Here is a 25,598-nt window from a genome sequence, read left to right as displayed (position 1 = left end):
AATCAACCTATTAAAAAACTTGAGCTTTGGCACTCAAGTTTTTAGAAGTTCTTTTAATCTATGGAATCATTTTATCATCTATTCTTTTAGCCATTTTTCCTAAAAATACAGGCAATAGAAGGCTAATCATGACTAAAAAGAATCCTAGATAAAGAAATGTTAGCACAAAGCCTAAATGATCAATCAACCAGCCTGTCAGTGGGAAGAAGACAATCATACTGAGGCTAAACATCATAGAATAGACACTCAGCATGGTTGCCCTTACTTCACTTGGAAGGCGCTCTTGCAAATCATTGTCAAAAATCGGCTGAAAAAGAGCATATAGAGCATTACTAATCAAATAGACCAAAATATAGATTAGAGGTGTTCCAAAGTAGGACAACATATAGGTGACGCCAGTCAGCAGGACGAGGATAGGGAAAAGCTTCAAGGCGGCATATTTCTTTCCAATCTTACTCGCTAGATAGACTGCGACGATATTCAAGAGACTACCAAGTAGCATAACTGCTGAAATTTGCCAACTACTTAAATCTGGTAACTGATTTTGATAGTAAAAATAAAACATGCACATGAGTACTCCGACAATCTGAGACAAAATCATCCAGTTGAACAGCATGGGATTTCGCTTCAACTCATCCTTAACGGTCCAAATAATCTGTTTCATGCTCACACTATCAGCTTTTTCTAGCTTGACACTAGGTTCTTTCAGCATCCAAATCAGGAAAAGAACTATGATAGAAGTGGCAATCATGATATAGTAGGTCAGGTGCAATTGGCCATGAACGAAAAATCCTGCCAACACTGTTCCCAAATACTGAGTTCCTTCTGACACTCCTGATAGGAAGCTTGAAATGGATAGGTAACGCTCCTTTAGTCCAGCCTCTACAGCCGAGTCATAGACCATTGCTGCGCTTGTTCCTGAATCAAAATTATAAGATAAGGCACTCACCGCCATAGCTAGTGCATAAATCCAAAAATTCCCCTGCCCAGCCAACATAAGAATAGAGGACACAATTCCTGCTATTCTACTTAAATAAAGGTTGGTCTTATAGGAATAGCGGTCAGCTAACATACCAGATGGAATTTCACAGAGAAGACTGGTCGTATGAAAAATACTTTCCAGAAGTCCAATCTGCCAAAGAGACATGCCATTTTGACTGAGAAAGAGAATCCAAAAACTGGTAATCCCTAAAAATGCAAAAAACTCAACTCCGGCCATCAGGCCAATATTTTTCCGATAATTTCTTATTAACATCTTTTCTCCTTTAACAAGTGTATTATTATTTCTTTTGTCCGTCACTTGTTAATCTGTGCCTTACATGATCTCCACTCCTTTTAGAAGCATTCTTCAATGCCATTATTGTTCCTTTAATGATTTATGAAATGATACCGGAAAATAACCGTTCTACGGTTTCTTTTTCGAGTTTCTCGTTTATTTTAGCACTTATGTCATCATATTACAAGAGAATATAGGAATGCTCTGCGAAAATCAAAGAAAACTAAAATCCAAAAAACAGTTCTTACTTTTTCAGTAGCAAGTGACTAGAGTTTCGGCAATTTTATAGTTTTACTTATCTTTGAGCAAATTTCTTGCAAGTTGCTTTATTTTGTTGTAATATGTTTTATAACAACTAGAGAGTTGTCGAAATTTTAAGAAAAAGGAGACACATCATGTCTAAAAAAGTATTATTTATCGTCGGATCACTACGCCAAGGTTCTTTCAACCACCAAATGGCCCTCGAAGCTGAGAAAGCACTTGCTGGTAAAGCGGAAGTTAGCTACCTTGATTATTCAGCTGTTCCTCTCTTCAGCCAAGATTTGGAAGTTCCAACTCACCCAGCTGTAGCTGCTGCTCGTGAAGCGGTTCTCGCTGCTGATGCCATCTGGATCTTCTCTCCAGTCTACAACTTCTCTATCCCTGGAACAGTGAAGAACTTGCTTGATTGGCTATCTCGTGCCCTTGACTTGTCTGATACACGTGGCGCTTCTGCCCTCCAAGACAAGTTTGTCACAGTATCATCTGTAGCCAATGCAGGTCACGATCAACTCTTCGCTATTTACAAAGACCTCTTGCCATTTATCCGTACACAAATCGTTGGTGATTTCACTGCTGCACGTGTCAATGACTCTGCCTGGGCAGACGGAAAATTGGTTCTTGAAGAAACAGTCCTAAACTCACTTGAAAAACAAGCGGAAGACTTGGTTAATGCTATTAAGTAACTAACATAACAAAAGCGAACAAGACTAGTCTTCTGACACTCAGAAGACTAGCTTGTTCGCTTTTTTCATTTATAAACTAAAATAGCTGATGATACATATTGTCAAATACAAAATATCTGATTTCTATACTTCCTTAACAAAAACCAATTCCTGTGGCTGTGACAAATCTTCTCGGTAGTTAAATCCTGCAACGCTTAAGCGACGAGCTTCCTCAACCGTCTGTACTTGATTTTCTATCAGAGCTGTCAGGAAGGCTCCACGCGCTTTCTTAGAAATGGTTGAGTGAATCTTCAGCTGATCTCCTCTATCCTCCATGAATTTGAAGGTCACCATTTTTTCTCTGATTTCCTTAGAAAATACCGTCTCAAACTCGGATGACAAGAGAGAGAAAATTAGGTCTTCATCATTCAGAGCTTCATCATAGGCTGCCTTCCAATGGCTCTTCAAAGTCTTACCTGCGACTTTTAACTTCATCAAAAAGTCCAAACGGTGAGGTGCCATAGGTGACAAGGCTGGAACAACACCGTACAAAGCCGAGGTAATGAAGACATGATTTTCAAGATAGGCTTGTTCTGCCTCGGTCAATTTATCTCGCTTGATATGGCGATACATCAGCCCATCAAAAAGTTTCAAGGCTGGATAGTGTTGAGCAGTTTGCCTTTTCAAAGCTTGGATATTTTGAAATGCTTCCTCAGCCTTCTCAGCTGATACCTTGTAAAAACTCTCCAATTGACTAGCAGAATAGAGTGCCAAGGCATCCAGCACAGCCTGACTTTCTGGTTTTAAAGGAGTGGCTTCAATACTTGGCAAATCTGTGTTCATTTCTTTTGCTGTTGGGATTAAAATTTTCATATTGATAGTGTAGCATATTTTTTAACCACAACCAAGAAATTCATCTGAAAAACCTCGGTTTGACCGAGGCTTCTCTATTTATTTTGGCCATCCTAACCAGATAGATACGAGAACAAGGGCTGTGCCAGCCAAGCTTGTTAAGATAGATAAGAATTTATCTTTTTTCTCCTTGAACTGAGAAAAACCGAGCTTCAAAGCGAACAATCCAAGTAGCATTGAAGCAACCATCACATAAAAACCCATTTCTTTGTCCTCCATTAGGCTTAATTTACCTTATTATAACATATATTTCTTAAATAAACCTTTTTTACTGTACTTTAAAGGTCTTGAGATAATTGTCTTTTCCTACTTGACCTTCGAAGGTTTTACCATTTTCAAGGTAAGGGAGGTCATCTGATACAGAGGCCTTGACCTTGTAAATCTTGCCATCAACTTTAAAGAAGTAGACGGTATCGCCCTTGATAACAGCTGATTTGAGGTCTGCTACTACTCCCTTGATGCTTTCTGTGGTTGCATTGTCAATTTCAAGATCGTTTTTATTGGCGTACTTGCTGAGCAGTTCTTCTACTGTAGTAGCTACGATAACGTTTTGGTACTCGACTGCATCTACCAGAGCATACTCTTTGACCAAGCCAGCATTGTCCTTCAAGCCCATGATGTAGAGAGGCTTGTTATTGAGGTTGATGAGGATTGGGAAGGTCGCCTTGTAGGATTTCTCCTGAACAGCACCTTCGGCTGATTCACGGGCTGATTCTTCGGTCGCAGAAGCCAAGCTATACTTCGTGATTTCTCCTGTTCGCATATTTTCAAGGATGAAACCAAGATTACTTTCATCTGCATTGGCCGATGTCACACCTGTGTAGAGGTAGATGTCATTACCGATAGACAAGTAATTATAGCCCTTGGTAGTCTGGGTCACGTTTTTCTTGGAAATCATTGCATTCCAGAAACCGTCCTTGTACTTGCCGTTGTAGTTGATTTGCTCAATGGTTTCCTCAGCTGGATAAACCCTGTCCACCCATTCCGGAACATCTGCCAAGCTGTATTCCTTGGTTTCTCCATTTGTAGCATCCAAGATAATGACTGAAACAGGACGAGGAACCGCCAGTCCAAATTGCTTTTGGTAAACCGTTGCTACATAGAAAGGATTGCCCTCATCGTCCACCTCAAAAGATGGAGTCTTGAAGATTTTAGTTGGGTACTTCAAGCGCAGGTGACGCTTGACATCACGGTTAAAATACTCCGAGTCCGAATACTTGATTGGTGTCTTCAAGTCCACCAAGTCCGCATTACCAGTTACCATGTCCACCTTGATATACTCGCCGATTCCCTTGGCTTGATTGTTAAACCATTTGATAGGATCTGCGTATTCTAGTGGTGTAACTCGATAAGGTTTCCCATCAATCGTCAATTGGGTATAGGTATCTGCCGCTACGTATTGCGACACCTTATCGGTTAGAGAACCCAAGTAGCGGTCCCCAATTTTTTCAGCAGTACTTCTATCTAAAATAGGAACCTTACTGGTGTCAGTCTTAGGAAATTCAGTAAAGTCTTTTTCCGTAACCGTGACTACATTGGCATAATTTTTAGCCTGAAAAATGCTGGAAGTCACCAAGGAAACCAAGGCTGCTAAGAGAAGAATTCCTCCAATAGAAGCTAAAAGGATTTTCCCTAACCGATTGATTTTGAAACCCTCTAGATTTAAGGTAGCTTCCGCCTTACCGTGGCGCACATGAACCGTTTTGACAAGGTTTATCCCCTTGCCAAATCCAAATAAGATTGCCACAACTAACAAATGCCCACAGAGGAAGAAGAGAAATTCCCAGCTGGTCAGGTTAAGGGGCGGTAAAAAGATATACCAGGTCGTTGCGATAAAAATAAGTTCAAAGACTATCCGTTTCATTTGCTTTCCTCCTAAATGATTCGTCCTTCCAAATGATCCAGTTCATGCTGGCAAATCTGAGCTGGGAAGCCTGTCAAGGTAATGGTCTGTTCCTGCCACTTGCTGTCACGATAGGCAACCCTTATGGTTTCATAACGCTTAGTGGGTCTCACACCTGTCAAGGACAAACAGCCTTCCTCTGTCTCATAAGGTTCTGAAAAAGACTTGAGAACAGGATTAAACATGACCACAGGAACCAAGCCAAGATTAAAAATAATCACGCGCTTCTGCACCCCAATCATATTGGCAGCCAGACCGACACAGGTCTCACGATTTGCTAAGAGTGTATCTTGCAAATCTCTGGCAAGATAAAGGTCTTCCTGACTTGCTGGCTGAGACACCTGAGATAAAAACAAAATATCCTTTACAATTTTCTTTTCCACTTCCTCACACTCCTCTTACTTTTTACTATATTATAGCAATTATAGCACAAAAGCCGATAACTGCAAGCTCTTTCCCTCAACTGTAGCAAAAAGCCATCCGAAGATGACTTTTTTTAAATCGCATTCTTATCAAAACCAAGTTTGCGTTGAATAAACTTAACGATTTCGACGATGATAATCATTGAGAAGCTTCCGCCCATAACGATTCCCCATTGTGACAAGTCTAGTTTAGTTACATGGAAGATTCCTTCAAGCGGTTCTACAACAATTGTTGCCATGAGAAGGATGAAGGATACCAAGATAGACCAGTTGAAGGTCTTAGACTTGAATGGGCCAACTGTCAAGATGGATTGATAAACAGATTTCACATTGTAGGCATGGAAGAGCTGAATCAAACCAAGTGTTGCAAAGGCCATAGTAAGGGCATCTGCGTGAATGGCATGATTGTCACCCACGTGAACTGGGTAAGCAATCGCAAGTCCATAAACACTCATAACAATAGCTGCTTGAAGTACACCTTGATAGATGATAGAACTCAAAACACCACCTGAGAAGAAGCTTGCCTTGCGTCCACGTGGTTTATGGTTCATGACACCAGGCTCAGCTGGCTCAACACCTAGAGCGATAGCTGGGAAGGTATCCGTTACCAAGTTGATCCACAAGAGATGAACTGGCTGCAAGACATCCCAACCAAACAAGGTTGATAGGAAGATGGTTAATACTTCAGCAGTATTGGCAGAAAGTAGGTACTGAATCGTCTTTTGAATATTTGAGAAGACCTTACGTCCTTCTTCAACTGCAACGATGATAGTCGCAAAGTTGTCGTCAGCAAGAATCATGTCTGAAGCCCCTTTAGAAACCTCTGTACCAGTGATTCCCATACCGATACCGATGTCTGCTGTTTTCAGGGCTGGCGCATCATTGACACCGTCACCTGTCATGGCAACGACTTTACCTTGTTTTTGCCAAGCCTTCACGATACGAACTTTGTGCTCTGGAGACACACGGGCATAAACAGAGTATTGACCAACTACTTTTTCAAAGTCTTCATCTGACAATTCATTGAGTTCAGCACCAGTTAAAACGTGAACTTCTGTATCGTTTGCGTCAATGATTCCCAAACGTTTGGCAATAGCTTCTGCAGTATCTTGATGGTCACCTGTAATCATGATTGGACGGATTCCAGCTTCCTTAGCCACATGAACAGCCTCAGCAGCTTCCGGACGTTCAGGATCAATCATTCCAATCAAACCAGTAAAGATTAAATCATTTTCAAGTTCTTCAGAAGTGAGATTTTCTGGAATGCTGTCAATAATCTTATAAGCACCTGCAAGGACACGCAAGGCTTGGTGAGCCATTTCAGAGTTGTTTGTGTGAATGAGGTTTGTAACCTTCTCGTCAATCGGAGCAATATCCCCAGCCTTATCACGAAGAACACAACGTTTCAAAAGTTGGTCTGGCGCACCTTTAACAGCTACGAGGAAGCGTCCATCTGCAAGTGGATGAACTGTTGACATGAGCTTACGTTCAGAGTCAAATGGCAACTCAGCCACACGAGGATATTTCTCTAAGAAACCTTTAACATCGTAGCCCTTGTCCAAGGCATATTGGATAAAGGCTGTTTCGGTTGGGTCACCAATCAGGTTGCCTTCCACATCGATTTTCGTATCATTAGCCAAGACAACTGAACGTAGAAGGGGCATTTCAAGACCCAGTTCAATGTCATCAGCTGAGTCATGTAGAACCGCATCGTAAAAGACTTTTTCGACTGTCATCTTGTTCATAGTCAGCGTACCAGTCTTATCAGAAGCAATGATTTCAGTTGAACCAAGTGTTTCTACTGCCGGCAACTTACGAACGATAGAGTTTCGTTTGGCCAACACTTGAGTACCAAGAGCAAGAACGATAGTTACGATAGCTGGAAGCCCTTCTGGAATGGCTGCAACGGCAAGCGCAACAGAGGTCATCAACTCACCAAGTGGATTTTTGCCTTGAATGAAAACACCGACTACAAAAGTAACAAGGGCAATGACCAAGATAGCATAGGTCAAGACCTTAGAAAGGTTGTTCAAGTTTTGTTTGAGTGGTGTATCCGTCTCATCCGCATCTTGAAGCATGCCAGCAATATGACCAACTTCCGTGTACATACCTGTATTGACAACAACACCAAGACCACGACCATAAGTCACATTTGAGTTTTGGAAGGCCATATTGACACGGTCACCAATACCAGCATCTGAAGCCAATTCTACTGATAAGTCTTTTTCGACTGGAACAGACTCACCTGTAAGAGCTGCTTCTTCAATTTTAAGAGAGTTGGCTTCTAGTAAACGTAAGTCTGCTGGTACAACATCACCTGCTTCAAGGGCAACGATATCGCCTGGTACCAATTCTTTAGAATCAATCTCCGCCATATGCCCATCGCGAAGAACGCGGGCAGCTGGACTAGACATGGATTTGAGGGCTTCGATAGCTTCTTCTGCTTTCCCTTCTTGGTAAACACCAAAGGCAGCGTTGATGATTACCACGGCTAAGATGATAATGGCATCTGCGATATCTTCCCCACCAGAAGTCACGACTGACAAGATTGCTGCTGCAACTAGGATAATAATCATCAAATCCTTAAATTGCTCGATGAATTTGACCAGGATTGATCGTTTCTCGCCTTCTTCGAGTTCATTGTGGCCAAATTCGGCAAGGCGCTTTTCCGCCTCACTTGATGACAAACCTTGCTCGGTCGCATCCACAGCCTGCAAGACCTCTTCAGGACTCTGAGTATAAAACGCTTGGCGTTTTTGTTCTTTTGACATGTGTCTCCTCCTTGACATTGTGTGCAAAACAGACTCTCTTTCTGTCATATCTTTTCACGACAAACAAAAAGAGACCTGTTAATCATAACAAGTCTCGCTGTTTAAGATAGTGCCGGAAAGCATACTTTTCAGTATAAAATTCGGAATGACGACACTATCACAGGTTTCTGCCAGCTACTCCCTTGAGTAGTACTATTATACCAAATTTTGAAAAATTTTCAAAGAGTAAAGATTCTATAAAATTCTATCCTTATCAAAAGTACGTTCACTGATAATATATCTAGGACGACGTTTCGTTTCTAGGTAAATCTTTCCAATATACTCACCAATTACTCCCAAACTAATCAATTGTACTCCACCAAGTAGGCTAACTATTGCATAGGTGCTTGCCCAGCCTGCCACAACCGTACCAGCAAACTTACTCCATAAAACCCAAATAATCAACAGAAAGCTAAAGAGTGATGTCAAGACCCCAAGACTTGTAATCAAACGAATCGGTTTGATTGATAAACTGGTAATACCATCCATAGCCAAACCAAGCATTTTAGATAGTGGATAGTGGCTCTCACCAGCAATTCGTTCATGGCGCTTATATGAAACGTAAGAATATTTAAAACCAACTAAAGGCATTAAACCACGAAGAAAAAGATTAACTTCTTGGAACCTCTCTAACTCCTGCAAAAATCTTTTTGATACCAATCTATAGTCGGCATGATTGAAAACAACTTCTGCTCCAAATAGGCGTAACACCTTATAAAACCCTTCGGCTGTAATTCGTTTAAAGGCAGAGTCCGTATCACGGTTATCACGTACACCATAGACAATTTCAGAACCACTTTTATACTCAGAAATCATCTTATCCATGCAGTTAATATCATCTTGTCCATCGGCATCAATGGTAATGATAATATCAGCAAACTGAATAGCCTCATACATCCCTGCAAGAACGCTACTCTGATGCCCCCTATTACGACTTTGTGACACGCCAACTACAGAAGGGATGGTTTTAGCATAACTTTCTATCAGTTCCCAAGTCTGATCCTTACTACCATTATTTACATACATGATTTTACTATGGGGATGTATTTCTTCTTTCTTTACTAATTGTTCAATTTTTTCAACAAACATTGGATTAGTATACGGTAAGACTTGCTCTTCATTATAACATGGAATAACTATATATAAAATTGGCTTTTTCCTGCTCATGCTATTCTCCTCCTTTTCTATAAATCATAGCTGTATCAATCTGTTTTTCTAAGTGATAATTTACTTTAATATAATCCTTAATAAAAGAGTCAGTCCTCTTACCATAATCCCATTCAGTATCAAATACAATATAGATAGGAGGATTTTCTTGTATAGATTTTTTAAACTCATCAATAATAACTCGATCATCTGTCACAGCTGGGATGAAGAAAAATTTTGTACTAGCTAGCCGTTCACTATACAAATAAATTGTTCCATTTTGACGGTGTGTATAAATTCGGTCATCCATCGACGTATTTTTCTCTATATAGCTAGCAACGCGTTGCTGTTTCTCAGATCTATTCAGATATCTTGTATTCATACTTTTCATGATGGATTTTACATCATTCTGGTATACAATAATAAATCCTAAGAATAAGACAAAAAATACTTGAAAAGACATTTTCTTGGATATGCTATGAAATAAATAGGAAATATATGGAATCAAAATCGGGAGCATTACTAAAATGTAATGACCATAGCTTCTTTTTGAGATAAGAGCCAGAAGTAAACAAACAATAAAAACAAAATGATAGAAGATTGATTTTATTCCAAATTTCTTCCACAGTGGTATCAAGGAAAATAACATCAATAAATTAAGACTTAAGAGATTTGTTTGAGAAATGTACCATCTGATAATCTCATACATCGAAACGTTATTAGACTCTGTAGTATAAATAAAATTAATTCCAATCGACTGGTATACCATTTCAATAAAGATGCCCTTTGATAACAGATATAAGCACAAAGGGATAGTTGGTATTAATATTCCAACGAAAAATAATCCTATCAAAGAAAACAAGTCCCTGTATGCTTTCTTAAGTATGAAATCAATCAATACATAAATACAAAATACAAGCCAAATCCCTATCATATTTGCTTTCGTAAAAAATACAATAGAGAAAAATGCACCTGATGCTATGATATCATTTTTGCTGAAATCATTTTGTATAAACAGTTTTAAAAAAATGTATAATGAATAAGCCAAAAAAGGTAAAATAAAACCTTCTAAACTCCAACCGCCATCAAAAAAATACTCATAAATTATAAAGATAATTGCTAAAGTTAAAATTGTTTGCTTATTTCCAGTAAATAACCTTGAAATCTTATAGCTAGCTATAAAGAATAGAAATGTGCAAAATAGGTATAAAAATTTAATTCCTAACGCACCACCAATAAGATATCCTAGGTAATTCAGTAAAAAAACGACTGGCCCCTTATGATCAAATAGGTTTGCATACATCAATTCTCCTCGATTCATTGCATACCCAAAATATTCAAAAATACTAGCATCTGAAAACGGTATCCCTTGTTTGACATTTGTTACCATCGAGAACCAGACTAAAACAGTAAAGAGCAAAGAAATACTCATCGCTAAAATACTCATTTTTTTCAATTTTATTCACCTCAACTTTTCACTTTATCAGTCTATCATATTTCCTAAAAAAAAAAGTATTTTCTGCTTTGTATTTTCTTAATTTTATCCATCCTATTTGAATTTTCCCTTGAAAACCAGTATAATGGTAGAATGCTATATGACTAGAAAGGAAGTTGAATGAAGCAATCTATCTCAAATCTCAAGTTAGCTGAGCGTGGAGCCATTATCAGCATTTCAACCTATTTAATCTTGTCTGCAGCCAAATTAGCAACTGGTCACCTCCTTCATTCATCCAGTTTGGTGGCCGATGGTTTTAATAACATCTCGGACATCATTGGAAATGTGGCCCTCTTGATTGGCATTCGGATGGCGCGCCAGCCTGCAGACCGGGACCACCGTTTTGGTCATTGGAAGATTGAAGATTTGGCTAGCTTAATCACTTCCATCATCATGTTTTATGTTGGCTTTGATGTGCTGAGGGATACCATTCAAAAGATTCTCAGTCGGGAAGAAACGGTCATTGATCCTCTGGGTGCAACTCTAGGAATTATGTCTGCAGCGATTATGTTTGTGGTGTATCTCTACAACACTCGCCTCAGTAAGAAATCCAACTCCAAGGCACTAAAGGCTGCCGCCAAGGACAATCTTTCTGATGCTGTTACCTCACTTGGTACGACTATTGCCATCCTAGCTAGCAGTTTCAATTATCCGATTGTAGATAAACTGGTTGCTATCATCATCACTTTCTTTATCTTGAAGACCGCCTATGATATCTTTATCGAGTCTTCCTTTAGTCTTTCAGATGGCTTTGACGATCGTCTGCTTGAGGACTATCAAAAGGCCATTATGGAAATTCCCAAGATCAGCAAGGTTAAGTCGCAAAGAGGTCGCACCTACGGTAGCAACATTTACCTTGATATTACGCTAGAAATGAATCCTGACTTATCTGTTTTTGAGAGTCATGAAATCGCGGATCAGGTCGAGTCTATGCTGGAGGAGCGTTTTGGCGTCTTTGACACCGATGTCCATATCGAGCCAGCACCTATCCCTGAGGATGAAATTTTAGACAATGTCTATAAAAAATTGCTTATGCGTGAACAATTGATTGATCAAGGAAATCAACTGGAAGAACTCTTGGCTGACGATTTTGTCTATATTCGTCAGGATGGAGAGCAGATGGATAAAGAGGCTTATAAAGCCGAAAAAGACTTGAATGCTGCTATCAAGGACATCCAAATCACTTCCATCAGTCAGAAAACAAAACTCATCTGCTATGAGTTAGATGGTATCGTTCATACCAGTATCTGGCGACGCCACGAAACTTGGCAAAATATCTTTCATCAAGAAACCAAAAAAGAATAGAGAAATCCCGTCCATGAGACGGGATTTTTCTATTCTTCTAGCTATCAAATTCACTTAGATACTCATAGCGTTCGTATTTTTCAAGGAGTGCTTCGTTTTTCTCATCCAGTTCTTTTTGGAGAGTAGCCAGTTTGCCAAAGTCGGAACCATTGGCCTGCATTTCCTCTTCAATAGCAGCAATACGATTTTCCAAGTTTTCAATATCGTCTTCAATGCTTGCCCACTCCTGCTTTTCTTGGTAGGTCATGCGTTTCTTCTCTTCTCGAACCTTGACCACTTTTTCCTTTTCAGCTTTTTGCACTTGATTGGCCATCTCTGTTTCAAAGGATTTTTCATCAAGATAGTCGGTGTAATGACCAAAGAAAGGACGAATCTTGCCATCTTCAAAAGCGAGAATCTTGTTCGCTACCTTATCCAAGAAATAGCGGTCATGGCTAACTGTCAAGACAGGACCTGCAAAGCCTTGTAAGAAATTCTCCAAAACTGTCAAGGTTGCAATGTCTAGGTCATTTGTCGGTTCATCCAAGAGAAGAACATTTGGTTTTTCCAAGAGCAGTTTGAGGAGATAAAGACGTTTTTTCTCGCCACCTGACAATTTCTCAATCAAGGTTCCATGCGTCGAACGTGGGAAAAGGAACTGCTCCAGCAACTCTGCAATCGAAGTCGTAGAACCACCGCTGGTCTTGACCTCTTCTGCCACTTCCTGCAGGTAATTGATAACTCGCTTGCTTTCATCCAAGCCCTCAATTTGCTGAGAGAAATAGGCAATGCGAACTGTTTCCCCAATCACAACTTGACCTGCTGTCGGCTCAAGACTGCCTGCAATCAGGTTGAGCAGGGTTGATTTTCCAACACCGTTATCCCCAACGATTCCGATGCGGTCTTTGGCCTGAACTAAGAGATTAAAATCTTGCAAAATAGGCTTGTTTTCATAGGCAAAGGAAACATCCTGAAACTCGATGACTTTCTTCCCAATCCGACTGGTTTCAAAGTTCATGGTCAAATCTGTTTCAGCAACGCCACCTGAAACTTCTTTCTTCAAATCGTAGAAACGATTGATACGAGCCTGCTGCTTGGTTGCACGCGCCTGCGGTTGTCTGCGCATCCAGGCCAATTCTTGCTTATAAAGTTGCTCTTTTTTGTGAAGAAGAGCCGCGTCGCGCTCGTCCTGTTCCGCCTTAAGGCGAACATAATCCTGATAATTACCCTGATACTCCGTCAATCCTGCTCGGTCCAACTCGAAAATACGTGTTGATAAAGCGTCTAGGAAATAACGATCATGGGTAATAAAAAGGACGGTCTTCTTGGAATTTTTCAAAAAGAGGGTCAGCCACTCAATAGTCGCAATATCCAGATGGTTGGTCGGCTCATCTAAAAGCAAAAGGTCGTGATTACCAAGTAAAACTTGCGCCAACTGGACCCGTCTTCTTAGACCACCTGACAATTCTCCAACTGGAGTAGATAAGTTCTGAATACCCAGCTTGCTAAGGACAGTCTTGACCTGACTCTCAATTTCCCAAGCTTGGAGAGAGTCCATTTCTGCCATGACCCGTTCCAAACGCGCCTGCTTGTCCTCACTATAGTTGAGCATGAGGAGTTCATACTCACGAATAAGCTGGATTTCCTTTAGGTCGCTGGAGAGGACCGTATCCAAAACTGTCTTGTTATCATCAAAATCAGGATCTTGAGTCAAGTAACCAATCTGGTAGTCATTCTTAGCTGAAAAGGGACTGACATCCCCATCAAAGCCAGAAACACCAGAAAGAACATCTAAAAGGGTGGTCTTGCCAGTCCCATTGACACCGATTAGACCAATTCTATCCAAGTCATGGATGATAAAGGAAATATCCTTAAAAACGGTCTTATCACCGACGGATTTACTTAGTTTTTCAACGATAAAATCACTCATTTTTTCTCCCTCAGGTAAGCATGGATGGCTTGACGGTCATTTTCCAATTCTCCATCGACAATGGCATATTCAATCTCTGTTAAAATCTCTCCCAAGTCTGGGCCCGGCTGATAGCCATATTCCTTGATCAAAATACCACCGTTGATTTGGATTTCTTTCTTGTCATGAATGGTCAAACTCTGATAGATTTCTGTGATGGCTTGTGGGTTAACTTCTTTTCCTTGAGCCTGACGAAGATTTTCAGCCTGTAAAAGCAAATCCAAGTCAAAGCGATAACAATCTCGCTTGCTCAATTCTCCCTTTTCACGCAATGCAAAAATAGTCAGCAAATCCTGAACTTGCTTAGCAAACTGGCGTGAGGTCTTCCAAGCCTTCAAAAATGGCTGCGCATTTTCAATCTCCAAAACCCACAGTAAAGCCGCCCAGGCTTGTTCAGAGGATTCAAAGGTAAAATCGGTCTCTAATTCAAATAGTCTGTTGATCTTGTCCTGGCTAGCTGCCATATCAGGGAGATAATCATAAGCTTGACTCTCAATCATGGAAGCCAAGCCCCTTCTCCAAAACGGAGACAGCAAGAGTTTATCAAACTCGACGAAGGTACGCTCTACAGAAATTTTCTCCAAAAGCGGCGTCAAGGTCTTCATAGCTTTAAATGTTTCTGGCTCAAGTTCAAAGCCAAGGCTGGCCTGAAAACGGAAACCACGCATAATCCGCAGAGCATCTTCGTTAAAACGCTCACTAGCTACTCCAACTGCTCGCAAGACTTGGTTTTCCAAATCCTCTAAACCATGAAACAAGTCAATGATTTCCCCTGTCTCATCCAAGGCAAAGGCGTTGACTGTAAAATCACGGCGCTTAAGGTCTTCTTCCAGTGAACGCACAAAGGAAACCGCGCTGGGTCTACGATAGTCCACATAGACATCTTCTGTCCGAAAAGTAGTCACCTCATACTCCTCGTCCCCATCTAAAACCAAGACGGTTCCATGCTCGATTCCGATATCGGCTGTTCGCGGAAAAATCTGCTTGGTTTCTGAGGGATAAGAAGAGGTCGCAATATCCACATCATGGATAGGACGATTGAGGAGGGCATCACGAACAGAGCCCCCAACAAAATAGGCTTCAAAACCTGCTTCTTTAATTTTTTCTAATACTGGTAAAGCCTTCTGAAATTCAGAAGGCATTTGCGTTAATCTCATAATAAGTGTTCTAATCCATAGACAAGCTCATGACGCTTGACAACTTCTTTAATTCCCAAATTCACCCCTGTCATGAAGGAGCTGCGATCATAGGAGTCATGACGGAGGGTCAATCCTTCTCCTTGATTGCCAAAGATGACTTCCTGATGGGCTACCAAGCCTGGTAAACGAACTGAGTGAATCCGCATGCCATCAAAGTCAGCACCACGGGCACCTGCAATGAGTTCTTCCTCATCTGCTGCACCTTGCTGAATAGACTCTCGAACTTCTGCCATTAACTCAGCTGTTTTAATAGCTGTTCCACTCGGAGCATCCTTTTTCTTGTCATGATGGAGCTCGATAATCTCCACATTTGGGAAATATTGGGCAGCCTGCATCGCAAATTGCATGAGCAAGACAGCACCCAAGGCAAAGTTAGGAGCAATTAAGCCACCCAGATCTTGAGCACGAGAAAATTCTTTTAGCTCTGCAATTTCTTCACTTGTGAAACCAGTCGTTCCAACTACTGGAGCAAAGCCATTTTCAAGAGCAAAGCGTGTATTTTCATAGGCAACAGCTGGAGCTGTAAAATCTACCCAAACATCCGCTTCAAAGCCTGCTAAATCAACCTTATCCTTGAAAACAGGAATACCCTGCCATTCTGACTCAGACTCAAAAGGATCCAAAACTGCTACCAAGTCCAAGTCTGGATCAGCCAAGACCATCTGACAAGCAGCTTGACCCATCTTTCCCTTAAAACCAGCAATAATTACTCGAATACTCATCTCTACTCCTGTCTAAGATACAAGGCCTGTAAGAACACAAAGTGAAAATAGGAATTCTGATCAAGAAGTGTCTACTCCTTGGAAGAACTATCTTTTTCACACAGGATCCCAGGCGTGTTCAATTATCAAGATACAAAGGACCTTAGCTGCCCATGAAAAATAGGGAATGACGCTGACTTGCCACGAAAGGCAAGACAGGCATCTTTTTTCAAGAGGCAGGTAGTCCGTGTTCAATTGCTAAGATACAAGGCATCTTGACTAGTCTAAAAGTGCCAACTAAATCACTGGAATATAACCTAGAGCAATACTTCCTGCTCCTAGGTGGGTTCCAATGACACTACCAAATGTAGCTAGTGAAATATCCGTACCCACTCCAGATTCAATCAAGTGGTGACGCAATTCTTCAGCCTTTTCAGGAGCATTCCCATGAATGACAATGACCCGATATTGGCCTGAAGCCGTTGTTTCCTTGATGATTTCAATCAAGCGCTTGGTTGCTTTCTTTTCCGTACGAACTTTTTCGTAAACTTCAATCACACCTTGATCGTTAAAATAAAGGATTGGCTTAATGCTAAGCAAATTGCCCAAAATGGCAGCCCCATTTGAAAGGCGCCCACCTTTTACCAAATGATCCAGGTCATCTACCATGATAAAAGCTGACGTACGGCTGATTTGAATAGCTAGCTTATCCTGAATGATAGCAAAATCATCGCCCTGATCTCGCCAGTTAAAGACGCTTTCAACCATGATGCCTAGGGGAGCGCTTGTAATCAAAGTGTCTGGGAAAGCAATGGTTAAACCTTCATAGTCATCCACCATATACTGAATATTTTGGTAAAAACCTGAAATTCCAGAAGATAGGAACAGTCCCAAGGCATGTGTATAACCTTGTTCTTTGAGCGAAGTTAAGATCTCATCTAACTTGGCAATACTTGGTTGACTGGTCTTAGGCAATTCAGAAGCCTGAGCCATTTTTTGGTAAAATTCCTCAGCAGTCAGATTGATGCCTTCGACATACTCCTCACCATCAATATTGACAGGAATATCCAAGACAAATAAATCTTCTCTTTGCAAGGTCTCTGCACTGAGATAGGCAGAAGAATCTGTGATAACAGCTAGTTTCATATTAGAACTCCAAATTGATTCCTGGTAAGTCTAATGCAATTTCAGTTACTTCGTAAGTCAAACGGTTGAGCATATTCAAACATGGACGAGCCAAAGTTTCCACTTCTTCTTGGCTCAATTCACTTGGTTCATTAACAATACGGCCATCGATGTGGTTTACCTGTGAAATGGTTCCACTGATGACAAACTTATCAAATACAATCATAAAGGTCAAGATGACAATCAAGGAAGTCACTTGATTTTCTTGATCATGTTGGAGCAATTGGAAGTTCACATCCACCTTAGTTTCAGGAGCTCCATTTTCATTTTCCCATTCAAAATTACGCGCATCAAAATGATACTGACTAACAAATTCTTGTTCACGTTTAAGATTCATGTCTTTCTCCCTTGGCTACAATATTATAAGCTATTGTACCATAATTTTTTATTTTCATCTAGTTTTCTAGGATTTAGTCAATCCCGATTTCAGATCGAACTACATCTGCGATAGTATCAACATAGTAGTCCACTTCTTCTGTTGTAGGCGCTTCTGCCATAACACGCAAGAGAGGCTCTGTTCCACTTGGACGAACAAGGATACGGCCATTCCCTGCCATTTCAGCTTCCATCTTCTCGATAATTGCCTTGATAGCTGGCACTTCTATAGCCCTTTCCTTCATGACATTTTCCACTCGGATATTGACTAATTTTTGTGGATAGATGGTTACTTCTGCTGCCAACTCTGACAAGCTCTTACCAGTTTCCTTCATGATTTTTGTCAATTGGACAGCAGATAATTGACCATCACCTGTTGTATTGTAATCCATCAAGATGACGTGACCAGACTGTTCACCACCGAGGTTGTAGCCTGATTTTCTCATTTCTTCAACAACGTAGCGGTCGCCAACTGCAGTAACTGCCTTGTTAATACCTTCACGGTCCAAGGCCTTGTGGAAACCAAGGTTGGACATCACAGTCGTCACAATTGTATTTTGGGCCAATTGTCCTTTTTCAGAAAGGTATTTCCCGATAATGTACATGATTTTGTCACCATCAACGATCTCGCCATTTTCATCAACCGCAATCAAACGGTCACTGTCTCCGTCAAAGGCTAAACCGATAGCTGACCCACTTTCTTTGACCACTTCTTGAAGGGCTTCTGGGTGCGTAGAACCAACATTAAGGTTGATGTTAAGCCCATCTGGCGTTTCTCCGATAACCGTCAACTGAGCACCGAGATCAGCGAAAATTTGACGGGCACTTGTAGACGCTGCTCCATTAGCTGTATCCAAGGCAACCTTCATTCCATCAAGAGGAGTTCCAGTTGAAACAAGGTAGCCTTCATACTTACGCAAGCCTTCTGGGTAATCTACCAAGGTTCCCAAGCCTTCTGCACTTGGACGTGGCAGAGTGTCTTCTGCAGCGTCTAGCAAGGCTTCAATTTCTGCTTCTTTTTCGTCATCTAGTTTGAAACCATCCCCACCAAAGAACTTGATTCCATTATCAAGGGCTGGGTTGTGGCTAGCAGAAATCATGACACCGGCGCTTGCTCCCTCTGTTTTGACCAAGTAAGCTACTGCTGGTGTTGCCAGAACACCTAATTTATATACGTGAATACCAACTGAAAGGAGACCTGCTACCAGGGCAGATTCTAGCATTTCCCCTGAAATACGTGTGTCACGTCCCACAAAGACTTTCGGTGCTTCCGTTTCATGTTGACTGAGAACATAGCCTCCAAAACGTCCTAGTTTAAAAGCTAATTCTGGAGTAAGTTCTACATTAGCTTCTCCACGGACTCCATCAGTCCCAAAATATTTACCCATTTTTATAAAATCCTTTTTCTATTTTTAATTCGTTTTTGAACCAGTTGCTTTCGTTGACGAAGATGTCTCCGATGAACTGCTTGTGCTTGAATTTGATGTGCTTGAACTTGATGCTACTGGTTTTGTAGTCACCTTCATTATTGTATCAAAGGGAGTGATAACTGCCGGTAAGACAACACCATTGCGGTCGATTGCCTGCAAAGGTACTGAACCACTGTAATTACCTGTTATGCGTTCGCTGGTTGGCAAGACAGCGATAATCTTATCAATTCTATCCAATGTCTCTTGGTCACTCGTAATCGACACTTCTTCATCTGACAGCGTGACATTTTCAATCTGTACCCGACTATCAATTTGACTAGGGTCAATCTCTGGTACAACCTTTACCTTATTCTTCTGAGCCTTCTTACCAATCTTGACTGTAATTTTTTGCGGAGTCGCCACAGCGGTCAGCCCATTGGGTAAATCTTCAATGCTCAAAGGAACTTCAATCGTTCCAACACTGGCATCTGTTAGGTCAGCAGTAACCTTGAATTTACGTGTGCTTTCTTGCATTTCACTAGCTAGCGATAGGCGATTTGCACCAGTCAAGACCACTGATACTTCTGAAGCAAAACCACTAATAAAATACTCATCACTATTATAGCGTATGTCAATAGGGACATTTGTTACTGTATTCGTATAGGTTTCCGTTTTTACCTGCCTAGCACTGGTACTGTTTTGAAAATTCGTCGCCGTAGCATAGACAAATAAGACACAAGCAAAAAAGAGTGAGGATATAATATATAAACTATTTTTTCTCATGTTTCCATCCTCCTAGCAATCGTTCTTTAAAACTAAGACCTGCTTCCTCTTTTGGAAGTAAGATTTCACGTAATTCTGTTTCAAATTCATCAAGTGTTAGGTTGTGCTTAAAGCTTCCATTATAGGTTATCGAAATTCCTCCCGTTTCCTCTGATACGACAAAAGTCAAGGCATCTGAGACTTCTGATAAACCGATAGCCGCCCGGTGTCTGGTCCCAAACTCCTTGGAAATACCTGTACTTTCTGTCAAGGGCAGATAGGCAGACGTCACAGCGATACGTTCTTCTCTGATAATCACCGCACCATCATGCAGAGGAGTGTTGGGAATAAAAATGTTAATGAGAAGTTCTGCAGAAATCTTAGCATCTAAGGGAATTCCTGTCGAAATATACTCCTGCAAGGTACGTACACGCTGAATAGCAACCAAGGCCCCGATTTTACGAGGACTCATGTATTCAACAGACTTAACAAAGGCACGAATCATCTGTTCCTCAGCACTAATAGGGGCATTGGAAAAGAAATCTGTCGCTCTTCCCAAACGTTCCAAACCAGTCCGAATCTCTGGAGAGAAGATAACAACCGCCGCAATAACCCCATAAGTAATAATTTGATTGATCAACCAAGAAATCGTAGTCAAGCCAATCATATTTGCAAGGATTTGAGCTAAAATAAACACCAAAACTCCACGTACCAAAATCATAATCTTGGTTCCTGCAATAGCTTTTGTAAAATGGTATAAAATATAAGCAACAATCAAAATATCAATCAGATTGATAGCTATCGTCCATGGACTTGCAAACAAACTAGTCCAATATTGCAGATTGGATAATTGTTGAAAATTCATCCCTGATATCCTCCCTATCAAAACACTTTCGTCCTATTATACCATTTTCTGGCATTTTTTTCCCTATCCTAGTCCATTTTACATTGAGCAAAAATATGATACAATAAACTGACTAGAAAAAACAAAGGAGAAACTATGTCTCAACTCTATGATATTACCATTGTAGGTGGTGGTCCTGTCGGGCTTTTTGCAGCCTTTTATGCCCACCTACGCCAAGCCAAGGTTCAAATCATCGACTCTCTTCCCCAGCTAGGTGGACAACCTGCTATTCTCTACCCTGAAAAGGAAATCCTAGACGTACCAGGCTTCCCAAATCTGACTGGAGAAGAGTTGACTAATCGCTTGATTGAACAGCTAAACAGCTTTGATACCCCTACTCATCTCAATGAAACGGTTCTTGAGATTGAAAAACAAGAAGAAGGCTTTGCCATTACCACTTCCAAAGGAAGTCACCTATCAAAAACAGTTATCATTGCTATGGGGGGCGGTGCCTTCAAACCACGTCCGCTGGAACTAGAAGGCGTTGAAGGCTATGAAAATATCCACTACCACGTTTCCAACATCCAGCAATATGCTGGTAAGAAAGTGACGATTCTTGGTGGAGGAGACTCGGCTGTTGATTGGGCTTTGGCTTTTGAAAAAATCGCACCAACCACCCTCGTTCACCGCAGAGATAATTTCCGTGCCTTGGAACACAGTGTAGAAGCCTTGCAAGAATCTTCTGTGACCATCAAGACACCATTCGTCCCTAGCCAACTCCTTGGAGATAAAAAAACACTCGATAAACTTGAAATCACAAAAGTCAAATCTGATGAAACCGAAACGATTGACCTAGACCACCTCTTTGTCAACTATGGTTTCAAATCTTCTGTCGGCAACCTTAAAAACTGGGGTTTGGAACTCAACCGACACAAGATTATCGTCAACAGCAAACAGGAATCCAGCCAAGCAGGTATCTATGCTATCGGTGACTGCTGCTACTATGACGGAAAGATAGACTTGATTGCGACAGGGCTTGGAGAAGCTCCAACTGCTGTCAACAATGCCATCAACTACATTGACCCAGAGCAAAAAGTACAACCAAAACACTCTACTAGTTTATAAAAAAGAACCACGAGTCAAATGCGATTCGTGGTTTTAAAATGAACTACACCTCAAAAGTTAGACAGAAATACATCTAACTTCTGATATGCAGCCCACCTTCTCTTTGCTCTTGTTTGAATAAGAAATTTTTTGAAGAATCATTAGATTATACAAAGTATTCATATCAGCCTTTTAAAGCTATATAAAAACTCTCCAACTATTCTATTATACCATATAAAAAAATAAATAAATAGACTTGTTTTTTTCTTTTTTTGACGTATACTAATAATAGAAAGCGCTTTAAATAAAATAAAAGGAGGTTTTATGAGGAAAGTAAATAAGGACATTTTATTCTTAACTGGAATCATAGTTTTATGTTTTGGTTTTTTATTATTTCACATCAACCCCTATTATGCCGAACCCTATGCGACACTGAAAGAAAGAATAAATTTATTCTTTTGGCAACTATATTGGAGACCTGTAGGAACTCTCAGTATTATTTCGGGTTGCATTATAACTTTCAAAGGATTGAAAAAATAATCTTTTGATCATGAACTTGGACTTATGCTCAGTGAAAATCAAAGATTGGACTAGGAGGCTAGTTATAGGTTGTTCAACGCACAGTTTTGATGCTTCAGATAAGGCGAAGTTAAGATACTTTAAGGAGAGTTTCGAAGAGTATTTGTTTAAATCACTGAATCTGCCACATCCTACTCCCCTACACTTATAGTTATATTAGACTAAAAGCATCTTACACAGTAAATGTTCGTAAACTAGAAGTTAGATACTTAGGCACCAACAAATGGGTTCCAGCTGGTGAAACCTCTACTATATCGAATGTTAGCGTTTGAAGCGAACTGGGCACTTGGAAATAACTAATTAGAGACTGGGTAAAAACTCAATTTCAGGAGAAAATGAAATAAATTTTCTCACAATAAAACGCATAGTATCACGGTTTTCAATACCTGATATTATGCGTTTTTGATTTTAAAGAGCCAAATTTCTTAACTTAATGACATTGCTTTTTGCCCAACCTCTTTTTATTTCAAAAAAGAACCTCGCAAAACAAGAGCCTGGTTTTATAGTTCATCGGCTAATTTGTTTATCTTTCTGAGTCTGTGGTTGACACCACTTTTGGTCAGAGGGGTGCTGAGGCTATCTGCTAACTGCTGGATAGAGTAGTCTGGATGCTGAATCCGCAATTGCGCTACCTCCTGCAAATCCACTGGCAGGTTTTCTAAGCCCATGATATCTTTGATTTTACTGATATTGTTGATAGTCTTCATGCTGGCAGAAACTGTCCGAGCGATATTAGCTGTCTCGGCATTATTGGCACGATTGAGGTCATTACGGGTTTCTCGCAAAATCTTAACCCGCTCAAAATCATCACGCGCCTTCATGGCTCCGATGACTATCAAGAAGTCCATAATATCTTCGGCACGCTGGAGATAGGTCACAGCCCCCTTCTTGCGCTCAAGCACCTTGGCATCCAGTAAAAACTGCTGAAGAAGGGAGGCAATCCCTTGCGCGTGGTCCAGATAAACAGAACTGATTTCCAACTGGTACTTCCCTGACTCAGGGTCACGAATACTTCCATTTGCCAAGAAAGCGCCACAGAGATAGGCACGGCCTGCTTCCTCGTCTGATAAAATCTCCTCATCAATACCTGTTTCCAAACCAAAAAAGGAGTCTGCCAAGTGCAAATCACTCAACAAGTCCTGCACCTTTTCATCTGTAAAAACGGTATAGACCCGATTCTTGCGAAGATTGCTCCGTTGGTGGTGACGAATTTCCGATTTGATTTCATAGAAATGGAGAAAGGATTCATAGAGGTGACGAGCCAGTTTGGCATTTTCTGTCACAACTGACAAGGTCAGGCCCGAAGTCGAGAGACCGATGCTACCAGACATCTTGATAATGGCAGATAATTCATGCCGGCTCAGATGGTGTTGACCTAGAATTTCTTCTTTTACTGCTACTGTGAAACTCATTTTCTCACCTGTATAATCCGCATCAATTCATCCACAATCAAATCTCCATCGTGAAAGGCACCCCCATTTTCCAGACGAAGGAAGTTGGATGAAATCACACGCGGAACTTGCTTACAAAGACCAGCAAAATCATGTTCCACCTGCACCAAATATTCATCAAAACGATTGGAATTCATGTATTCCTGTGGCACTTTTTCGATATTTACCAAGACCGTATCGATAAAAGGTCGGCCAAGGTGGCGATGCAAGACTTCCACGTGGTCGCTATCTGTAAAGTGTTCCGTCTCCCCACGTTGGGTCATGATATTGCAGACATAGGCGATTTCTGCCTTGGTTTCCAAAAGCGCCTGCCCAATTTCCTTAATCACGATATTAGGTAAAATAGAGGTAAAGAGGGAACCAGGTCCAAGGACAATCATATCACTCTCAAGAATGGTCTGCACTACTCGACGGCTAGCCAGAGGCGTATCATCGTTGAGGGTATTGGTTACATAGACATGGTCAATCATACCTGGATGGTCTGCAATATGACTCTCTCCAGCCACTTCTGTCCCATCCTGAAAGACCGCATGAAGAGTCAAAGGATGGTCACTGGAAGGATAAATCTTCCCTGTTGTGTGGAAAAATTTGCTCAGCAACTGCATGGCATTATAGGTCGAACCCTGCATTTCTGACAGACCTGCAATAATGAGATTGCCCAATGGATGGCCAGCAAAGGCTCCGGCATCCTCGGAAAAGCGATACTGAAAGACTTTCTCATAAAACTTAGGCATATCCGACATGGCCACAAGGACATTACGCAGATCACCTGGCGGTGTCAATTGCTGCATATTTTTTCGGAGTTCACCTGATGAACCACCATCATCCGCCACCGTTACGATAGCAGCGATTTCCACATCTTTTTCCCGCAGACTTTTTAGAATGACGGGGATCCCAGTCCCTCCACCAATCACCGTTATCTTTGGTTTTCTCATGAACGGTTTACCGTTTCCTTTCTTCGGTCTTTGTCACGATGTCCTTCATTGACAGGCCACTTCTTGGATAAGTCCTGCGCCAAGCGTTTAGCAAAGGCCACACTACGGTGTTGTCCACCCGTACATCCCATAGCAATGGTCAAAACGGACTTCCCTTCCTTTTGGTAACTTGGCAAAATCGGCTCAATCAAAGCCAATAAATGTTGATAAAAGTCTTCTGACTCAGGATGATTCATGACATAGTCATAAACTGGTTCATCCACACCCGTTTGGTTTCTCAGTTCTGGTAGGTAGTAGGGATTTGGCAAAAAGCGCACATCAAAGACTAAATCTGCATCAATCGGGATTCCATATTTAAAGCCGAAAGACATGACTTCGATACGGAAAGACTGGGCTTGTTCTTGATCTGAAAACTGCTCTGCAAGGGTTTTACGCAGCTCACGAGGAGTGAGTTCAGTCGTATCCACCACATTTTGACTCATATTTTTCAAAGGTGCCAAGAGCTCACGTTCCAGCTTGATTCCATCCAAAATCCGTCCATCTGCTGCTAGTGGGTGACTCCGTCTGGTTTCCTTGTAACGCGCGACCAATTCCTTATCAGCTGCATCCAAAAAGAGAATTTTGAAGTCCAGTTCTTCCTTGTTTTCCAACTCATCCAAAACAGCTTGAATCTCTGAGAAGAAAGAACGGCTACGCATATCTACTACCAAGGCCAACTTATGGTCGTCTTCCTTTGTTTCCACCAACTGCAAAAACTTAGGCAAGAGAGCTGGAGGCATATTATCAATAGTAAAATAACCCAAATCTTCGAAGGACTGAATGGCTACAGTTTTGCCTGCCCCACTCATCCCTGTCACAATCACCAAGTGAAGTTGTTTCTTTGTCATCTTTTTCTCCTTATATCAAAAGAAGTT

22 protein-coding genes are annotated in these 25,598 nt (G+C 41.1%); 3 read left to right on the top strand and 19 right to left on the bottom strand.

Going from position 1 to position 25,598, the window contains the following annotated elements:
- Positions 1–58: 58 nt before the first annotated feature.
- Entirely contained in the window at positions 59–1,255 is a 1,197-nt protein-coding gene (locus HT725_RS06825; RefSeq protein ID WP_173253283.1) for an MFS transporter, read from the bottom strand.
- A 416-nt stretch (positions 1,256–1,671) separates the two neighbouring features.
- On the opposite strand from HT725_RS06825, the gene HT725_RS06820 reads away from it, so the two are divergent.
- Complete coding sequence (locus HT725_RS06820; protein ID WP_173253282.1) at positions 1,672–2,220, top strand: NADPH-dependent FMN reductase; 549 nt, start codon at positions 1,672–1,674, stop codon at positions 2,218–2,220.
- Between the two features lie 123 nt (positions 2,221–2,343).
- Here the strand turns inward: HT725_RS06820 and yaaA are convergent, their stop codons facing one another.
- From yaaA to HT725_RS10255, 7 genes are all read right to left on the bottom strand, one after another.
- The gene (yaaA, locus tag HT725_RS06815) at positions 2,344–3,072 is read right to left on the bottom strand and encodes a peroxide stress protein YaaA (RefSeq protein ID WP_173253281.1); all 729 of its coding nucleotides are present in this window, start codon (positions 3,070–3,072) and stop codon (positions 2,344–2,346) included.
- A 78-nt stretch (positions 3,073–3,150) separates the two neighbouring features.
- Positions 3,151–3,315, bottom strand: a complete 165-nt coding sequence (locus tag HT725_RS06810) for a YczI family protein (protein WP_173253309.1) — start codon at positions 3,313–3,315, stop codon at positions 3,151–3,153.
- Between the two features lie 64 nt (positions 3,316–3,379).
- Positions 3,380–4,975: a hypothetical protein gene (locus HT725_RS06805; RefSeq protein ID WP_173253280.1), complete on the bottom strand. Its 1,596-nt coding sequence runs from the start codon at positions 4,973–4,975 to the stop codon at positions 3,380–3,382.
- A gap of 11 nt (positions 4,976–4,986) precedes the next feature.
- Positions 4,987–5,397, bottom strand: coding sequence for a peptide deformylase (locus tag HT725_RS06800; protein ID WP_173253279.1), 411 nt, complete (start codon positions 5,395–5,397; stop codon positions 4,987–4,989).
- Between the two features lie 113 nt (positions 5,398–5,510).
- A complete protein-coding gene (locus HT725_RS06795) occupies positions 5,511–8,207 on the bottom strand; it encodes a cation-translocating P-type ATPase (protein WP_173253278.1) in 2,697 nt (898 codons plus the stop codon).
- A 234-nt stretch (positions 8,208–8,441) separates the two neighbouring features.
- A complete protein-coding gene (locus tag HT725_RS06790; protein ID WP_173253277.1) occupies positions 8,442–9,413 on the bottom strand; it encodes a glycosyltransferase family 2 protein in 972 nt (323 codons plus the stop codon).
- Between the two features lies 1 nt (position 9,414).
- On the bottom strand, positions 9,415–10,848 hold the full coding sequence (locus HT725_RS10255; RefSeq protein WP_240149615.1) for a hypothetical protein: 1,434 nt from the start codon (positions 10,846–10,848) through the stop codon (positions 9,415–9,417).
- Positions 10,849–11,007: 159 nt separating this feature from the next.
- Between HT725_RS10255 and mntE the strand changes: the two genes are divergently transcribed.
- Entirely contained in the window at positions 11,008–12,192 is a 1,185-nt protein-coding gene (gene mntE / locus HT725_RS06780; protein ID WP_112445507.1) for a CDF family manganese efflux transporter MntE, read from the top strand.
- Positions 12,193–12,229: 37 nt separating this feature from the next.
- Here the strand turns inward: mntE and HT725_RS06775 are convergent, their stop codons facing one another.
- The 8 genes from HT725_RS06775 to cdaA form a co-directional block, all read right to left on the bottom strand.
- Entirely contained in the window at positions 12,230–14,101 is a 1,872-nt protein-coding gene (locus HT725_RS06775; RefSeq protein ID WP_173253276.1) for an ABC-F family ATP-binding cassette domain-containing protein, read from the bottom strand.
- Positions 14,098–15,297: a CCA tRNA nucleotidyltransferase gene (locus HT725_RS06770; protein ID WP_319946284.1), complete on the bottom strand. Its 1,200-nt coding sequence runs from the start codon at positions 15,295–15,297 to the stop codon at positions 14,098–14,100. Before HT725_RS06770 ends, HT725_RS06775 begins: the two co-directional genes overlap by 4 nt.
- Positions 15,294–16,061, bottom strand: a complete 768-nt coding sequence (gene dapB, locus HT725_RS06765) for a 4-hydroxy-tetrahydrodipicolinate reductase (RefSeq protein ID WP_173253275.1) — start codon at positions 16,059–16,061, stop codon at positions 15,294–15,296. The genes HT725_RS06770 and dapB overlap by 4 nt, the downstream gene beginning before the upstream one ends.
- Positions 16,062–16,337: 276 nt before the next feature.
- On the bottom strand, positions 16,338–17,186 hold the full coding sequence (locus HT725_RS06760; protein ID WP_173253274.1) for a DegV family protein: 849 nt from the start codon (positions 17,184–17,186) through the stop codon (positions 16,338–16,340).
- Between the two features lies 1 nt (position 17,187).
- Positions 17,188–17,562, bottom strand: coding sequence for a DUF1149 family protein (locus HT725_RS06755; RefSeq protein ID WP_001050087.1), 375 nt, complete (start codon positions 17,560–17,562; stop codon positions 17,188–17,190).
- A 73-nt stretch (positions 17,563–17,635) separates the two neighbouring features.
- Positions 17,636–18,988 carry a phosphoglucosamine mutase gene (gene glmM, locus HT725_RS06750; protein ID WP_173253273.1) on the bottom strand — a complete coding sequence of 451 codons (1,353 nt, stop codon included), beginning with the start codon at positions 18,986–18,988 and terminating at the stop codon, positions 17,636–17,638.
- A 24-nt stretch (positions 18,989–19,012) separates the two neighbouring features.
- Positions 19,013–19,792: a CdaR family protein gene (locus HT725_RS06745; RefSeq protein ID WP_173253272.1), complete on the bottom strand. Its 780-nt coding sequence runs from the start codon at positions 19,790–19,792 to the stop codon at positions 19,013–19,015.
- Positions 19,779–20,636 (bottom strand): diadenylate cyclase CdaA, encoded by an 858-nt coding sequence (gene cdaA, locus HT725_RS06740; RefSeq protein WP_050089436.1) that lies wholly within the window; start codon positions 20,634–20,636, stop codon positions 19,779–19,781. The genes HT725_RS06745 and cdaA overlap by 14 nt, the downstream gene beginning before the upstream one ends.
- A 135-nt stretch (positions 20,637–20,771) precedes the next feature.
- On the opposite strand from cdaA, the gene HT725_RS06735 reads away from it, so the two are divergent.
- Positions 20,772–21,740: an NAD(P)/FAD-dependent oxidoreductase gene (locus tag HT725_RS06735; RefSeq protein WP_173253271.1), complete on the top strand. Its 969-nt coding sequence runs from the start codon at positions 20,772–20,774 to the stop codon at positions 21,738–21,740.
- Positions 21,741–22,798: 1,058 nt separating this feature from the next.
- Here the strand turns inward: HT725_RS06735 and whiA are convergent.
- The 3 genes from whiA to rapZ are packed head-to-tail and all read right to left on the bottom strand — an operon-like array spanning position 22,799 to position 25,571.
- Positions 22,799–23,710, bottom strand: a complete 912-nt coding sequence (gene whiA / locus HT725_RS06730; protein ID WP_049521492.1) for a DNA-binding protein WhiA — start codon at positions 23,708–23,710, stop codon at positions 22,799–22,801.
- Positions 23,707–24,684 (bottom strand): YvcK family protein, encoded by a 978-nt coding sequence (locus HT725_RS06725; RefSeq protein WP_001231075.1) that lies wholly within the window; start codon positions 24,682–24,684, stop codon positions 23,707–23,709. Before HT725_RS06725 ends, whiA begins: the two co-directional genes overlap by 4 nt.
- On the bottom strand, positions 24,681–25,571 hold the full coding sequence (rapZ, locus tag HT725_RS06720; RefSeq protein ID WP_173253270.1) for an RNase adapter RapZ: 891 nt from the start codon (positions 25,569–25,571) through the stop codon (positions 24,681–24,683). Before rapZ ends, HT725_RS06725 begins: the two co-directional genes overlap by 4 nt.
- Positions 25,572–25,598 lie beyond the last annotated feature (27 nt).

It is taken from the genome of Streptococcus sp. 2579, assembly GCF_013277195.1.
Taxonomy (GTDB): Bacteria; Bacillota; Bacilli; order Lactobacillales; family Streptococcaceae; genus Streptococcus.
Note: the sequence above shows the minus strand (reverse complement) of the source record. Positions and strands in the feature narration are given on the sequence as shown.

Coding starts and splice junctions, on each gene's coding strand:
- HT725_RS06775 (WP_173253276.1), bottom strand. CDS start 14,101: ATGAGTGATTTTATCGTTGAAAAACTAAGTAAATCCGTCGGTGATAAG.
- rapZ (WP_173253270.1), bottom strand. CDS start 25,571: ATGACAAAGAAACAACTTCACTTGGTGATTGTGACAGGGATGAGTGGG.
- HT725_RS06760 (WP_173253274.1), bottom strand. CDS start 17,186: ATGAAACTAGCTGTTATCACAGATTCTTCTGCCTATCTCAGTGCAGAG.
- HT725_RS06810 (WP_173253309.1), bottom strand. CDS start 3,315: ATGGGTTTTTATGTGATGGTTGCTTCAATGCTACTTGGATTGTTCGCT.
- HT725_RS06790 (WP_173253277.1), bottom strand. CDS start 9,413: ATGAGCAGGAAAAAGCCAATTTTATATATAGTTATTCCATGTTATAAT.
- HT725_RS06745 (WP_173253272.1), bottom strand. CDS start 19,792: ATGAGAAAAAATAGTTTATATATTATATCCTCACTCTTTTTTGCTTGT.
- HT725_RS06820 (WP_173253282.1), top strand. CDS start 1,672: ATGTCTAAAAAAGTATTATTTATCGTCGGATCACTACGCCAAGGTTCT.
- HT725_RS06725 (WP_001231075.1), bottom strand. CDS start 24,684: ATGAGAAAACCAAAGATAACGGTGATTGGTGGAGGGACTGGGATCCCC.
- dapB (WP_173253275.1), bottom strand. CDS start 16,061: ATGAGTATTCGAGTAATTATTGCTGGTTTTAAGGGAAAGATGGGTCAA.
- HT725_RS06770 (WP_319946284.1), bottom strand. CDS start 15,297: ATGAGATTAACGCAAATGCCTTCTGAATTTCAGAAGGCTTTACCAGTA.
- HT725_RS06735 (WP_173253271.1), top strand. CDS start 20,772: ATGTCTCAACTCTATGATATTACCATTGTAGGTGGTGGTCCTGTCGGG.
- cdaA (WP_050089436.1), bottom strand. CDS start 20,636: ATGAATTTTCAACAATTATCCAATCTGCAATATTGGACTAGTTTGTTT.
- HT725_RS06795 (WP_173253278.1), bottom strand. CDS start 8,207: ATGTCAAAAGAACAAAAACGCCAAGCGTTTTATACTCAGAGTCCTGAA.
- whiA (WP_049521492.1), bottom strand. CDS start 23,710: ATGAGTTTCACAGTAGCAGTAAAAGAAGAAATTCTAGGTCAACACCAT.
- mntE (WP_112445507.1), top strand. CDS start 11,008: ATGAAGCAATCTATCTCAAATCTCAAGTTAGCTGAGCGTGGAGCCATT.
- HT725_RS06755 (WP_001050087.1), bottom strand. CDS start 17,562: ATGAATCTTAAACGTGAACAAGAATTTGTTAGTCAGTATCATTTTGAT.
- HT725_RS06805 (WP_173253280.1), bottom strand. CDS start 4,975: ATGAAACGGATAGTCTTTGAACTTATTTTTATCGCAACGACCTGGTAT.
- yaaA (WP_173253281.1), bottom strand. CDS start 3,072: ATGAAAATTTTAATCCCAACAGCAAAAGAAATGAACACAGATTTGCCA.
- glmM (WP_173253273.1), bottom strand. CDS start 18,988: ATGGGTAAATATTTTGGGACTGATGGAGTCCGTGGAGAAGCTAATGTA.
- HT725_RS06825 (WP_173253283.1), bottom strand. CDS start 1,255: ATGTTAATAAGAAATTATCGGAAAAATATTGGCCTGATGGCCGGAGTT.